Below are 14,854 nucleotides of genomic sequence, written 5' to 3'. Positions count from 1 at the left end.
GACTAAGTATAGACAAACATCATTACAAGACTATGAAACTAATATTACAGTTTGATTACAAGTTGATTTCTGACACGCTTCGGTGCTGATAGAGGGATGGTCAGACTCAGGATCTGCCCTTAATTCGAAATAAATGTTGTTTGAGACTGCAGAGAAAGTCTTTTTCATAGGTCTTCGGAACATCCCCCACCACTGAAGCGTTCGGCTCTAAATAAAGGCATTTGCAAACTTTATTTCACCGCAATTAGGTCCAAACTTTATCTCCACTATCTTTTGTTTGCCGCTCCTCTAGAACTTCACGCCGACCACCCGCTCGAGAGCATCCTTCAGCAGCATGTACGTATCCCCGTTCGTCAACTGGTTCGGGTCTTTAATTTTATCTACTGTGGACGGATTAAGCAGCCCTTTGCCTATCAATTCGGTCTGGGCCTGATCTCTGGCTACGTCCAGCTCTACCGCTTTAGCTATCGTGTAGCAGGCCTGCTCAAGCGTCAACAATTGCTTGCCCGCTTCATCTATGCCCGCTATAGAGGCCGATGCATCGCCCTTAAACGAATTCGGATACACCCGTTTGGCAATGTTCCATTGGTTAACAAATCTTTGCGGGTTGGACGCATCGTCCAGCCTGAAATCATTGCTGTAGCCGCCAATGGCGATACCGAGATAAACCGCCACCTTCAAGCCCGGATAAGCCTCATGCTCCATATAAGGATGCACTTTAGGGGTATAGGGCTGGACATCCATTCCTTTGCTGTTGATCAAGTCCTGAAGCTTCTTGATGTCCTCCTTGGACTCAGCCAGCTCGCGAAAAGTCATCTCACTATCTATAGCAATTTTTGCCGCCGCTCCTGCGGATTCTCCCGTCGCCATCCCGGTTGGAATGACCCGCGCGCTCCCGTGCGGGAGCGTATCGAAGCTGGCGGCACGCCCTACGACCAGCAAGTTATCCACCTTCTGCGGAACTATGCTGCGAAAAGGAATGGCGTATTTGGGCGGATCCATAACGACTGCCCCGTTATCCGCCGGACTCGTCCGTTGAATGTCAACGGCGTAGGAGCCGAAGCCAATGCGGTCCCATTGATCGCGGTTCTCCAGCAGATCCAGAATCGTCAGCCGGTACATCCCTTTCATATGTCTGCTTTCCCGCACATAAAGCTCCGGAGCGGTATCAACAAATTCAACGTTGGCAAATTCCGGATACAGCTCCTTCATATATTTTACAACATGGGGGATCTCTTCCTTGGCAATCTCAAAAGCTTCCGCGCGGGACTCAGGATCAAACGGGTCGACTCCAAAAATTTGCAGGGCATTGATCAGAATCGTGCCGTCGTTTTGGCGGCCGATATTTAAACCGCGCATTTTTAACCGTTCCTTATTGACCGCCGGATATTTTTGCATTTCATCATAACCCCAGGCCGACATTTCGGTAGCGCCGGTATTCGGGTTATTATCATTGCTCAGACGTTGTCGAACCTGCTTCCAAACCTCGTTGTCCACATTATCCAGGCGAAAAACAAGCGTAACGGCCATTTGAGATTTCATATCTCCCAAATCCTCCCGGCCAAGCGTAAAAGGAACTCCTGCGGCCGCGGCGAAATCCCCATCCTGGGTAGCATCAATGACGGCCTTGGCCTTGACCTGCTGAACCGTCCCGTCCTCCCTTGTAATCGATACCCCTTCCACGACCGTCAGGTCTTCCTGACCGTGCTCGGTAATGGGTTCGATCGCTTTTGCCTTCAGATGCAGATCGAGCAGTTCTTCATTTTGCACGATTTTGTTAAAAGCATTGGCCGCCGTGTTGACGTCAAATGAATCTCCCTCTACCTTGTCATACCATTCCAGAAAAATTCCTTTATTCAGCACGGGCATTTTCGCCCCGGGAACGATAGATTTATTCTCCACGTCATAGTTCATATCAATGCTGTTCAACCAGCCGAGCGTCATCAAGCCACCGAGAATTTCACGGTCATGACCGTCGACTAACAGCGTTTTGAGGCCGTTGCGGGACGCGGAAACCGCGGCGGCAATCCCTTCCGGGTCCGTTCCGACAACGATGACGTCGTATTCATCAGCCGGCTGAGCAACAAACTCCACTTTCTCCAATTCTTGCGGCTTTTCCCGCGAGGTGAAGCTGATGCCGCCCCCATACTTTTCCTTGTAGTATAACCAACCGCTTCCTGCTGCCAGCAGAATAATGGCGGTAGACATTAATAATATCCATTTATTCCTCACTGTAGACCCTCCATATGGTAAAGAATCAATTTGAAGTCTTATTCTCCGCTTGTTCGAATCCCTTCTGCTTTAGTATTGTAAGCTTGATTTAACAATCGGATTTTTTTATCCACATATTCTCTATAGTTTTGGATATAAGCAATCGGTTCTTTTGGATTCGGAAACCGGTCGATTTTTTGCTGCACCCTGCCATCTTCCCCTGCAATTGCCGGATGGAGAATTTTGCTTACCGCTCCGCAGCCCAGCCCAATGATCGTTTGCCGTTCCTCCATCATGACGATGTTGTATAGACTCTCCCGTCCTTCCAAAGAGTAACCGACATTTTCCAGATTTCCGAGTATATTTTTCTGCCTGTACAAATAATAGGGCTGGTAGCCATACCGGTCCATCCATGCGGAGGCCATGTTCATCATTTCCGCGATCTCGTCCCGTTCCGCTACTTCGTACTGGCTTCGATTTTTCGTCATTTTGGAGGCTCTTTTAAAGGAAAGCGTATGAACCGTTAACGACTCGGGAAGCAGCTTGGCCGTTTCGTCTAACGTCAGCTGCAATTGCTCTATTCCTTCATTAGGCAGACCAATGATTAAATCCATGTTTATATTGTTCATACCCATTTCGCGAGCCAGCTGGAATTTCTCTATCGTTTCTTTAACCGTATGATGCCTTCCAATCGAATCTAGTGTCGCTTGGGTAAAGCTTTGCGGATTTATACTAATCCGATCCACATTCCACCGCTTCATTACCGTGATTTTATCGGGGGTAATCGTATCCGGCCGTCCGGCCTCTACCGTCAACTCTCTCACCTGATTCATTCCAGGAAAGGATTGCTGGATCGTCTGAAACAAAGCATCCATCTCTTCTGCTTCGATGCTGGTTGGCGTTCCTCCGCCCCAATAAATCGTCGTGATCCCAAGACCGGCCTGCTGCATCCAGCGGCCCATCTCCCGGATTTCATAATGCAGTCCTTCCAAGAAGCCTTGAACGGACCCGTTATTTCCGCGGATATCATAAGCAGGAAAGGTGCAATAAGCACATTTGGTCGGGCAAAAAGGAATGCCGATATAAATGCTGACCTCCCGGTCTAAATGAAACAAATCCGGGATGACCTTCAATTGGCGTTCAGCGACATCCGCCAGCAGCTTTACCTTGGGATCGGTGACCAAATATTGCTCCCTTAAGATTTGTCGGCATTGCTCGATATCATGCTCCGCCATCATATTATGTATCAGCTTGGTGGGACGGACTCCGGTCAGAATCCCCCAGGGCTGCTCCAATCCGGTCGCCTGCTGTAGAACCTGAAGCAATGAATGCAGAATGGCCCGCTTGACTTCCATCCGTTCCGCACTGCCTTCCCCAGTTAAGGTCTTCTTATGCTCATAGGTCCAGACTTCGCCTTGCTCTTTGGAGCTAAGACAGGTCTTGACTAGAAACTCCTGAATCCCCTCATCCTGCTTCAGCTCGATGATGGCTCTCCAATCTATTTCATCCTCTAAAGGCGGCTCCCACTTCACTTCAGGTTGTTCAAAAAAAAGTCTGGCAATATGAAAAATTTCAGTCGAAAAATCATCGAATCCGATTCGATCTATCCCAATAGTTATCAAACTCGCACCTCCGAGGGGGAATTCCGTAAGCATAATTATCTAATGTAGAGTGTATCACAAGATGCTTGTGGAATAAAACTTTTCGCATAGGCTGACTTTGACTGCAACCGGTCCGATATTGTGTTGAGAATTTCATCTGCTGAACATAGAAGGAATTATGTCGGAGGCAGAATTTATGCGATTTGCAGAAGACAACGCGCAAAAAAACTACAAATGGACATGAATGACCATTAGAGCGGTCCTTTCGCGATTTAGGATTTATAGTGGACTATTATGACCATTAACCTTGCATATTCCTGTGAAAAACCATAATTTTGCTTTCTAATGGTCAAAAGTGACTATTAAATACGCGATTCTGCGAATCGGGTCATGCTAACGGTCGTTAGTGACCGCTAAAAATTGACGATAACGTTGCTTACCGTTGATAACGATCAACATATTCATGATCTGCGTAAAGGATACTCGCGACTTGAGTCGTGAGAGGAATTTACACCCTTCTCTTATTAGTCACGCCCCTTTACTCCTCCTCTTTTGATTAGATAAGTGATCTTCCACTTATTTCTGAATTCCTGCTTCAAACAGGAACATATGTTTGGTATAATGGAGTGTGTAGGATACAGCCTAGCTGATCATATTAACACGAAGCCAGGTGACTTGAGTTGAAGATCACTTTAACCGCCAAAGTGAAGATCTTGCCCACTCCTGAACAAATCGATGGGTTACGACAGACATGGGCATCAATTTTATCGCGACCAGCTATGATTCCCAAGGTCAATGTACGTTCTTTCACGGTAGACCCATTAAGAATAAGCGCTCGAAGTACAAGCATTTGCGAAAGCAGCTGCAGCAACTGGGGACAGCCTCCGCTTGCCGGAAGTTAAAGCGAATCGGGGGACGAGAAAACCGCTGGATGACAGATATCAATCACCGGATATCCAAGGCACTCGTCCACCGATATGGGGCCGTACGTTGTTTGTATTGGAAGATTTAACGGGCATTCGAAACCGTACAGAGCGGGTTCGGGTCCAGGATCGCTATGAAACCGTCTCTTGGTCCTTCTAGCAGATGCGCCAGATGATCACGTATAAGGCCATCCTCCATGGAGCCAAAGTAATGGAGGTTGATCCCCGTTACACGTCACAAGCCTGCCCCAAATGTGAGCATACAGAGAGAGCCAATCGGGATAAGAAAAAGCACCGCTTCTGTTGTCAGAAGTGCGGGTATCGCTCGAATGATGATCGCATTGGCGCTATGAATCTTCAGCGCATTGGAATCCAGTACATCGCTGAAGTGGCTGTGTAGGTATACCTATGCAGTCGGGCAGCAGTCAACCTGCCTATGGTAACGCCACCCCAAGGAAGGAGGCTAGCCGCCGTACGTACTTCCGGGCAGTTACAAGCTCGTGACTTGAGTCATGAGTTGTTGACGGTTACAAGCTTGTCTAATATACGTCTAGCCTGTCTGTCGGAATCGTTTTAAATGCGACGCCAATCCGCCTGAAGTAAAAGGCCGCATGATTCCGCGTGCAAACCGCAAAGTTTCAACTTCGGCCCAACCGAGTGAATGATAGCCACTCGTTCATTCTCGCCTCAAAACTGCTCAATCGTAACTCTCCCTTCATTTCAAGATCATTTTCCAAATTAAAAAGCCGCTTTGATCACGAAACCAAGTGCTGGTTTCCATTAGAATCAAAGCGGCATGTTCTTCACACCGTTTCCATATCACTCATTATAGTATGCTTTTAATTTTTTATCGAATGATTTTACGCGGAACCCACTTCATTGTCTCTGAAGCTGAATTACAGGATGGCTTGTCCTCGGACGACCCGTTAAGAGACAAGGAAGATATCGCCTCGTGATAAGGAACGGGGAAGCTCGTCATCTGAGAGAGGAGCACTATCTCTTCCTTGACAGAACGGCGCACGCAGACATCTCCTTTTGACCCGAAGTCAATGTTTATGTCGTTTAATATTCCCGCTTGCTAAATAAATACTCTGCCAACGAAACCCTTACCTGCAAAAGTAATAATAAACGCCTGCGGCGTCCTTGACACGCAATTTAAAAAAAGGGACCCCGGGGTCCTTGCGGCAACGACTCTATAGCTTACTATCCACAATAAAAGTAACAGGACCCCAATTAACTAATTGGACGTCCATCATTTCACCGAATCGACCGGTTTCGACGGTCAAGCCTTTGTCTCGCAGCAGTTCATTTAACTTGTTATACAGCGGTTCCGCCTGTTCCGGACGGGCAGCGGCCATAAAATTAGGCCTTCTCCCTTTGCGACAATCTCCGTATAACGTAAATTGAGAGATAGATAAGATTTGTCCGCCCGTATCGGTCACCGAATGATTCATCCGGCCTTCTTCATCTTCGAATATTCGCAGCCCGGCTATTTTGTCCGCCGCATAGCGGGCGTCCTCTTCGGTATCATCATGAGTTATTCCGACCAGCAGAACGAGACCCCGGCCGATGCTTCCCACGATTTCCCCGTCCACGGTGACTGAAGCCTCTTTACTGCGCTGTACTACTATTTTCACGTCTATGCCTCTTTTCTTACGAGTAGTCTACGACTGCATAATCCGTTGAACGGAATAAATGTCCTTGATCCGTTTGATTTTTTCAACGACAGAATGAAGGTGATCTATATTTCGGATCAGAATCGTCATGTGGATGAGCGCCATTTTGTTCTTGTCCGAACGGCCGGAAACCGCAGAGATGACGGTCTTGCTTTCGGAGACCGCCTGCAGCACCTCATTCAGCAAACCAGGCCGATCGTGACCGGTAATTTCGATCTCCACACTGTAATTGGCCTCGACGGAGTCCTCCCATTCGATCTCTATTATCCGGTTCCCCTCTTCCCCTTCCGGAGCAGGAATATTGCTGCAGTCGGTTCGATGAACCGATACCCCGCGACCTCGGGTAATATACCCTACGATATCGTCTCCGGGAACCGGGTTGCAGCAGCGGGCAAAACGAACGAGAAGGTTGTCCACTCCTTTAACCCGCACCCCATGCGTAGGCCGGTTTTTCTTCTCGGGAGCTGATTTGACTTCCTTGATTTCATGGGTTAACTGAAGAGGGGCGCTCTCTTCCTTGCGTAATTTCTCGGTCAGCCGGGTAACGATTTGGGCCGCGGTAATTCCCCCGAATCCGATCGCCGACAGCATGTCCTCAATGTCGTTAAAATTAAACTTCCCCGCAACCTCCAGCATCTTATCGTCCGTCATCCACACTGCAGGGTCTATGGCGAGCCGTTTTAATTCCCGTTCTATCGCCTCGCGCCCTTTATTGATATTTTCCTCCCGCTTTTCCTTCTTGAACCATTGCTTGATTTTACTCTTCGTATGGGACGATTTCGCAATCTTAAGCCAATCCTGACTCGGTCCGTAAGAATGCTTGGAGGTCAAAATTTCTACAATGTCCCCGTTGTTGAGCCTGTAGTCGAGCGGAACGATCCGCCCATTGATCTTCGCCCCGATCGTCCGATTTCCTACCTCGGTGTGAATGCGATAGGCAAAATCGAGCGGGACCGAACCGGCCGGGAGCTCAATAACCTCTCCCTTAGGGGTGAATACAAATACAAGGTCGCTGAAGAAATCCATCTTCAACGATTCCATAAATTCCGAAGCATCGCGGGCTTCGTTCTGCAGCTCCAGAATCTCCCGGAACCAATTCATCTTCTCGCCAAAACTGCCGGAAGGAACGGCGGAGCCTTCCTTATAAGCCCAATGGGCGGCAATTCCATATTCGGACGTCTGGTGCATTTCCCACGTCCGGATCTGAACCTCCAACGGCTCTCCCTTGGGACCGATAACCGTCGTATGCAGTGATTGATACATATTGGCCTTGGGCATCGCAATATAATCCTTGAACCGGCCGGGCATCGGCTTCCACAAAGTATGGATGATCCCCAACGTGGCGTAACAATCCTTGATGTTGTCAACGATGATTCGAATGGCCAGCAGATCGTAGATTTCATTGAATTGCTTGCTGCGCGAGGTCATCTTTTTATAAATACTGTAAATATGCTTGGGACGTCCCGATATATCGCTTTCGATGCCCATTTCGGACACTTTCTCTTTAATTCTAACGATGACATCCTGAATATACCGCTCTCGCTCTGTTCTCTTCTTCTGCATCAGGTTCGCGATCCGGTAGTACTGCTGAGGATTCAGGTAACGGAGAGCTATATCTTCCATCTCCCACTTAATGGCAGAAATCCCTAGCCGATGGGCAATCGGACAGAAGATTTCGAGGGTTTCATCTGCAATCCGCCGCTGGGCCTCCTCAGATTGAAATTTCAACGTCCGCATATTATGAAGCCGATCGGCCAGCTTAATAAGAATCACGCGGATGTCCTGAGCCATGGCGACAAACATTTTGCGGTAATTTTCGTTCTGCTGCTCCTGCTTGGACTTGAACTGAATCTTTTCCAGCTTGGTTAAGCCGTCCACCAGCATAGCGCATGTATTTCCAAACTTATCCCGAAGCATATCTAATGAAACGCTCGTATCCTCCACAACGTCATGAAGAAGAGCGGCGATGATTGAGGTTGCATCCATCTGCATCTTTACCAAGATTTCGGCTACCGCAAGCGGATGCAGGATATAAGGCTCTCCCGATTTTCTTACCTGACCGTGATGAGCCTGTTCGGCAAATTCATAGGCCTCTTGTATCTTGTTCAGGTCGCTATTTTTTAAATAGGTTGATGCCTTCTCAAGTAACAGCTCGATCCCCATTCCTAAACCCTTTCCGTTTCGATGATTTTAATCCATTATGAACCTCAATAGGCATCCCGTCAAGAAACGTGTCGAAACTCCCCGATTGCTCGATGGGATCGGCTGTGCACAGGTTCCCGAGCCCAACTATTTATTGTATTATTAGGCTATCTGTGTGGCACTAAAGGAAGCGGTCATTCCGTTCCGAAGGAATGTGCCCTACCATTCCATTTATAAGGAAGCCAACAGTGTAGACAGGCTGTTATTCCTTTATATTAGTTAAATATTATTTATACAGGATTTTTATCCAAAAATTAGACGAAAGAAGGAACCGAAATGATTAAACTATTTGCTTTGCTTGAAGACCGCTATCATCCTGCGGAACGATCCCGCGCTCCTTTGACGGCTTCGGCCGATTCCGTCCCTTGCGATCTGGAAATATCGACTGACGTAGAGCAATTTCCGTGGGATCGCTTAAATTCGTTCGACGGTATTGTCATTGGCCGCGACGCGCTGCTTGTAGAGAATGGGATAAGAACAGACCGACTCTGGTGCCCGGAAGAGCGTCAGCAGCAATTAGCGAGCTACGTAAACCAAGGAGGAGGATTGATAGCGATCCATTCCGGGTTGGCCCAATACCCGAAGGACGGGACTTACCGCAAGCTGGTCAAAGGAACGTTCACCCACCATCCGCCCGGAACCGACAAGCTGCTGGTCCAGATGACGGATTCCGAAAACCACCCCGTCACCTCCGGAATCTCCGATTGGGAAATCACGGATGAACAGTATTTTATTGATGGAGATGCAGATACGGCTATTTTAGCAGAGCTGGTTGCAGAGAATGGCGAGAAGGCGCCCGCGGTCTGGGCCCACCCGTATGGCAAAGGCCGAGTCTGTGTCCTGACTCCCGGGCATACAGCAGAAACATGGGCTAATCCGAATATGATCCGCCTGATCACTAATTCCATCCGTTGGACTACCCGTCAAGATTAACTGGCGAGGTCGTATATAAAGTCCCCTTTTGATTATGAAGGATAAGAGCCTTACCGCTAAAATTTCCATAATGGAGAAAAAACTAATGTCAACCGGCCTCCGTTCTGATAATATATTCGAGGGGCTTTTAGTATGAGCCTAATTATTCCTATCGAAAATTAAAAGGAGGATGTCTCTTGCAGCGCATGATCCGAGTGGACGAGCGTCCACCCCTCATCAAAAGCATACCGTTGAGCCTGCAGCATCTGTTCGCGATGTTCGGCTCGACCGTGCTGGTCCCGATCCTGTTCAAGGTCGATCCGGCCACTATTCTACTGATGAACGGAATAGGCACTTTGCTGTATCTGTTCATTTGTAAAGGGCAAATCCCCGCTTACCTCGGTTCCAGCTTTGCGTTCCTGTCTCCCGTATTCGTCATTCTGAACAACAACGGGTCTTATGAGATGGCGTTGGGAGGATTCATCATAACGGGAGTCATCTTCTCGCTTGTCGCACTTCTAATTCGCAAGGTCGGCACCAGCTGGATTGATGTCGTCTTTCCCCCTGCCGCCATGGGTGCAATCGTGGCCGTTATCGGTCTTGAGCTTGTTCCGACGGCCGCGCGGATGGCCGGACTGATCAAGCCCGAAGATATTCCATCGTCCGCATGGAGCATCGATCCCAAAGTGGTCACCGCTTCGATGGTGACGCTGCTGGTCGCTGTGCTCGGCAACGTTCTCTTCCGCGGCTTCCTGAAGATAATTCCGATTCTGATCGGAATTATCGTCGGCTATTTCGTAGCGTATCGGCTCGGTCTTGTCGAATTCGGCAAAGTGCATGCGGCGAGCTTGATTGCTGCGCCTACATTTTATACCCCCAAGTGGGATTGGGCCAGTATAGCCGTTATCTTGCCCGTATCGCTGGTCGTTATCGCTGAGCACATCGGCCACCTGATCGTAACCGGCAACATCGTTGGCAAAGATTTAACCAAGGAGCCCGGACTCGATCGATCGCTGCTTGGAAACGGGATCTCAACGATCATCTCCGGTTTCGTAGGCTCGACACCAAACACGACTTACGGAGAAAATATCGGTGTGCTCGCTCTCACCCGGGTGTATTCAGTATTCGTCATCGGCGGTGCGGCGGTTTTCGCCATTATCCTGTCCTTCTCAGGCAAGCTGTCCACACTCATCATGACTATCCCGGAACCGGTCATGGGCGGCATTTCCCTCCTGCTGTTCGGAGTCATCGGGGCGTCGGGCATCCGGATGCTGGTCGAGTCCAAGGTCGATTATTCGAAACCGGTCAATCTGATTCTGACAACCATTGTACTCGTCATTGGAATTAGCGGAGCAGCCTTCAAATGGGGGAATTTCGAGCTGAAGGGTATGGCGCTCGCGACCATCGTAGCGATTCTGCTCAGCTTGTTCCTCCGCTTGCTGGAAGTCCTGAAGCTGTCTAACGATCGGGAATAATAAACGAATCGCCTTAAGGCAAGTCGATTAATAGACTAACGGACAGGAGCTGCATGCCCCTGTCCGTTCATCTTTTGCTTCCGCTTTCCCCAGATTCGGTCCGACAGATGAATTTCGCGCTGCCCTCGTTTCACCGGAACAAACCCCTAAGGAAGAAGCGGAATTTCCTCCGTCCTTTCTTTATCGTTAACTGAATAGAACATGAAATGCAGTTCCGCTTCCTCCAAGTCCAGTTCAAATTCGAGTGAAATCCAATCATCCCGACCCGCAAGGTTCAAACATTCGTCATCGTTATTCGCTCGCCGAACGAATGGCCTCCCCTGGAGATAAGCGTGTGATCTTTCGCGAAGGAGCCAGATTCAGCAGAAAAGCGATCAGCATTAAAGTGCCGATAATGGGCAGGATGATCTCCCATGGATAATCAAATGACAGGGCTGGCGAGGTAGGCGGCTTAGTCAATTCGGCCAATCTTACGATCGTGTAACCGCCGATGGAGCCGAACAGGCAGCCATTCAAGAGACCCAGCCAACTGATCGTTGTTCCTTCCAGCAGCAGCATTTGTCGAATCAGTCGGATGCTAAGCCCAATACAGCGCATCATCGCTAAGGTCTTGGCTCGTTCCTGAACTGCGCGGTATTGAAGGATCGCTAATCCGGCTAAACCGATATTCAAAGTCACCAAGGTCATAAATCCGATGAAAATCCAGAGCATTTGGATCATATTCATGTCTTCTCCGGCCTTGGAAATCCCAGGCGAATAGAAGCCTTTGATCCCTTGTGCGGCGAGGCGCTGTTCGATTTTGCGCAGATCGCGAAGATCGTTAGAGGGCAAAGACAACAGAACATACCCTGATTCCTTTAAATACTCCCAACGATATCCATGCTCTTTCAATTGGTCGTAAATTTGCGGATGGACAAACATGACATTATAAAATTCCATCCCCGTAGAAGTATCGGCGAAGCCAATAATGTCGATGTCGATCGCATCGACAACTTTTCGAGGCTTTCCGAAATCAGGTGTGTTAGGTTCTGCCGGTTTATTGTACACGTTAAGCGTCAAATGATCGCCCACATTCAGCTCCCTTGAGAGGGCGGTACTCATCTCGTAGCTGTATTTATGATCCAGAATAACGGCCTGGGGGTTGCTTAGCACAGCCGCCCAGGCTTCTTCATCAGAAGCGAATGCCGGGGAACGCTGTGACAGCTTGGGTGCCCCATGCGCGAGAAAGGCCTCGCTTGGCACCGTCAAATTCAACTGCTGTAAATCCAGAAAGACATCGTTCGGCTCGAATCCAAGCATATAAGGTTCCATCACCGGCGGATTTTGAGCGGCCTCTGCCAATTCGGGGTCCTGCTGTAAACCAGCTAAGATCTGCTGCTTCTCCTGCTCACTATAGTACTTGATATAAGCAGGATAACCGAGAATCGAATACGATTTCTGGCTGATATCCCGATAGTTGTGCTGGGTGACGATCAAGATGAGTACTAGGACCATGAAACAGCAGCTAAATAACAGCGTGACAATAAACGTGCGCCGATAATTTCCTGCCGGATAACGGAACGCCAATATTTGAGCCGCATCTCCTATACCGATCCGGGTTAAAAGCGGTTTTAGCCCTTTCTGGATATAGGGCAGCCCCTGAACGACCAAATACAGCATCGATACTGAAGCCCCAAACCATAAAGCTAAGACAGACAACGATCGGTGCGGTACAAATCCTGTATTGGTTATCATGATCTCTAAACTTTTCCCGCTGAAAAATTGAATAAAATGGCCGCACACCATAATCGCAGCACAAACCGTCAGCACGATCCGCAGCCCCTTGCGAATCCACTGTCCGCCGCCTGTTTTCTCCGGATCTTGATCCCCCCGCAAAGCAAGTACGATGTTCATTTTGCCCATCCGGTAACAAGCGACGAATGAGATAACTGTTAATAACCCGAGAACCGCAGCGCAAGACAGGGCAATACCGCCAAAAGATACATAAGGCATAATAGGAATTGAGTTTGCACCATAGGCGTAGAGCAGGTCCTGATTAAACCATTCAAACAGACGAATGACGCCGAAGCCCAGCGGTATTCCCAGCACAATACCTACGCCCGTACTTAATAAGTTGATTAATGTCGTTTCGATGAAAAAAATGGCTCTTACTTGTCTGTTTTGAAAGCCGAGAGCACGCAGCAGAGCTATGGACTCCTTGCGTGAATAGACCAGCATTTGCAGAATTTGGATCATCAGCAAGGCTCCGGCCAAAATAGCGGTTATGCTGCAAATGATAAAAATAGCCCCATGCCGCTGTTTCATTTTGTTTACCTGGTTTTCATCCGCTACTTTCTGCTCATGCAGATCGAACAACGGCAGCGGGGTCGGAAAGCGTACGGCCGATTGTTCTGCTAATGCATAATCTTCCCGGCCAGCCAGGATGGAGGTGAAGGCTCCGTCAAGAGTAGCGCTTAAATTTCGGGCCTGGCGGATTCCCATAATGAGGGTTCCTTCGGCAGCGAATAGGCCCCTATAACCGGTCATGCCTTTTTCTTTGACGATTTTCTTCACTTGAAAAAGTTGAGAGTTTCCGCGTTTATCAGGGATCGCCACCGTATCGCCCTCGACGAGACCGAGTGGCTTCGCAATCGCTTCGGATAGTATAACTTGATCGGCAGACAAAGACAGCTCCCAAAGCGGATGATCGGGATCAAATTCAGCGGCTTGAGCAAAGTCGACTCCTATGGCCAAATAGCGTAAACCTGTCTGCACGGGCTGCAGCTGACCGTCGACTTTGCTGACGCTTGTTTCAAAAATAACAGCAGGCAGTAGCTGTACATTGTATGGCTGTAACCGTTCGGCAATTGCCTGCACTTCCTCTTGCGTGAAATGTTGGGTTCCTGCCGGAGGCTTCAATTCCCAATCAATCGGACCATAATGCTGTTTCAGCCAGCGGTTTCCACTTTCATCAAACGATTGAAAAAAGACAACGGTTGCCATGATCAATGCAGCTCCGATGCAGCCGCCCAGCACAGTCAGCAGCGTTTGGCGGGGCTGGGTCCACAGGTACCGCCACGCCATACGCCACACGAGGGAAGGAGTCAGCATGCTTCTCATCGTTCCGCCCTCGCTTCCCCTTGGTCGATGATGCGTCCGTTTTCCATCCGGATCGTCCGGTCCGATTGGGCAGCGATGCTTTTATCATGGGTGACCATAACGATCGTCGTACCCATCGTTTCGTTGATGTGCCGCAGCAGCCCGACAATTTGTTCGGATGTCTGGCTGTCGAGCGCGCCGGTCGGCTCATCGGCCCAGAGGACAACCGGGTCGGAAACGATGGCGCGAGCAATCGCAATTCGCTGGTTTTGCCCTCCTGACAATTTGGTTGGGCGAGCGTTTAACTTGTCGCCGAGGCCCACTTGGGTTAGAGCGATTTTTGCTTTGTCGTGCGCTTTCTTTGATGGCACTCCTTGTCCAATCAGCGGGAGCGCCACATTCTCCAAAGCGTTTAATACCGGAATTAAGTGAAAGGATTGAAACACGAATCCGGTCTTGTTCAGACGGAAAGCGGAGCGTGCTTTTTCTGCTGCTCCATACAGATCAAATCCGTCGATGACGACTGTTCCTTCTGATGGAAGCTCTATCCCGGAGAGGACATGGAGCAAGGTCGTTTTACCGCAGCCGGACGGTCCGACAATGCTGATCATTTCTCCTCTGGCGATCGATAAATCCACCTCTCTAAGGGCTCGTACCATTGAACCGCCGGAACCGAATATTTTAGTAAGTCGCTCTGCTTGAATCATCTTCACACCTCTTTATTGCAATGTGAGTCATAGTTTAACGAAACATTATGAAAGAGTGATGGAGGAATT

Annotated in this window: 8 protein-coding genes and 1 pseudogene; 3 read left to right on the top strand and 6 right to left on the bottom strand. The window is 49.0% G+C overall.

All coding sequences use genetic code 11. The annotated features are described in order from the left end of the window. Positions 1 to 288: 288 nt before the first annotated feature. Both KJS69_RS03225 and KJS69_RS03220 read right to left on the bottom strand, forming a co-directional pair. Positions 289 to 2,208 (bottom strand): FAD-dependent oxidoreductase, encoded by a 1,920-nt coding sequence (locus tag KJS69_RS03225; RefSeq protein WP_213581864.1) that lies wholly within the window; start codon positions 2,206 to 2,208, stop codon positions 289 to 291. Positions 2,209 to 2,270: 62 nt separating this feature from the next. Next, entirely contained in the window at positions 2,271 to 3,833 is a 1,563-nt protein-coding gene (locus KJS69_RS03220; RefSeq protein WP_374706599.1) for a coproporphyrinogen III oxidase, read from the bottom strand. A 718-nt stretch (positions 3,834 to 4,551) separates the two neighbouring features. Between KJS69_RS03220 and KJS69_RS03215 the strand changes: the two are divergent. Then, a pseudogene (locus KJS69_RS03215) lies at positions 4,552 to 5,135 on the top strand (RNA-guided endonuclease TnpB family protein); the annotation flags it as partial. 793 nt (positions 5,136 to 5,928) lie between these two features. On the opposite strand, the gene dtd reads toward KJS69_RS03215, so the two are convergent. Together dtd and KJS69_RS03205 are read right to left on the bottom strand one after the other, a co-directional pair. Next, positions 5,929 to 6,372: a D-aminoacyl-tRNA deacylase gene (gene dtd / locus KJS69_RS03210; RefSeq protein WP_213581546.1), complete on the bottom strand. Its 444-nt coding sequence runs from the start codon at positions 6,370 to 6,372 to the stop codon at positions 5,929 to 5,931. Between the two features lie 27 nt (positions 6,373 to 6,399). After that, positions 6,400 to 8,574: a RelA/SpoT family protein gene (locus KJS69_RS03205; protein WP_213581545.1), complete on the bottom strand. Its 2,175-nt coding sequence runs from the start codon at positions 8,572 to 8,574 to the stop codon at positions 6,400 to 6,402. A 315-nt stretch (positions 8,575 to 8,889) separates the two neighbouring features. Between KJS69_RS03205 and KJS69_RS03200 the strand changes: the two genes are divergently transcribed. After that, the gene (locus KJS69_RS03200) at positions 8,890 to 9,546 is read left to right on the top strand and encodes a ThuA domain-containing protein (protein ID WP_213581544.1); all 657 of its coding nucleotides are present in this window, start codon (positions 8,890 to 8,892) and stop codon (positions 9,544 to 9,546) included. Positions 9,547 to 9,731: 185 nt separating this feature from the next. Then, positions 9,732 to 11,000 (top strand): uracil permease, encoded by a 1,269-nt coding sequence (gene uraA, locus KJS69_RS03195; protein WP_213581862.1) that lies wholly within the window; start codon positions 9,732 to 9,734, stop codon positions 10,998 to 11,000. Positions 11,001 to 11,291: 291 nt separating this feature from the next. Here the strand turns inward: uraA and KJS69_RS03190 are convergent, their stop codons facing one another. Continuing rightward, positions 11,292 to 14,099: an ABC transporter permease gene (locus KJS69_RS03190; protein WP_213581543.1), complete on the bottom strand. Its 2,808-nt coding sequence runs from the start codon at positions 14,097 to 14,099 to the stop codon at positions 11,292 to 11,294. Then, complete coding sequence (locus tag KJS69_RS03185; protein WP_213581542.1) at positions 14,096 to 14,785, bottom strand: ABC transporter ATP-binding protein; 690 nt, start codon at positions 14,783 to 14,785, stop codon at positions 14,096 to 14,098. The genes KJS69_RS03190 and KJS69_RS03185 overlap by 4 nt, the downstream gene beginning before the upstream one ends. Between the last annotated feature and the right edge of the window lie 69 nt (positions 14,786 to 14,854).

Source organism: Paenibacillus sp. J2TS4 (assembly GCF_018403245.1).
In the GTDB taxonomy this organism is placed as follows: domain Bacteria; phylum Bacillota; class Bacilli; order Paenibacillales; family NBRC-103111; genus Paenibacillus_L.
Note: the sequence above shows the minus strand (reverse complement) of the source record. Positions and strands in the feature narration are given on the sequence as shown.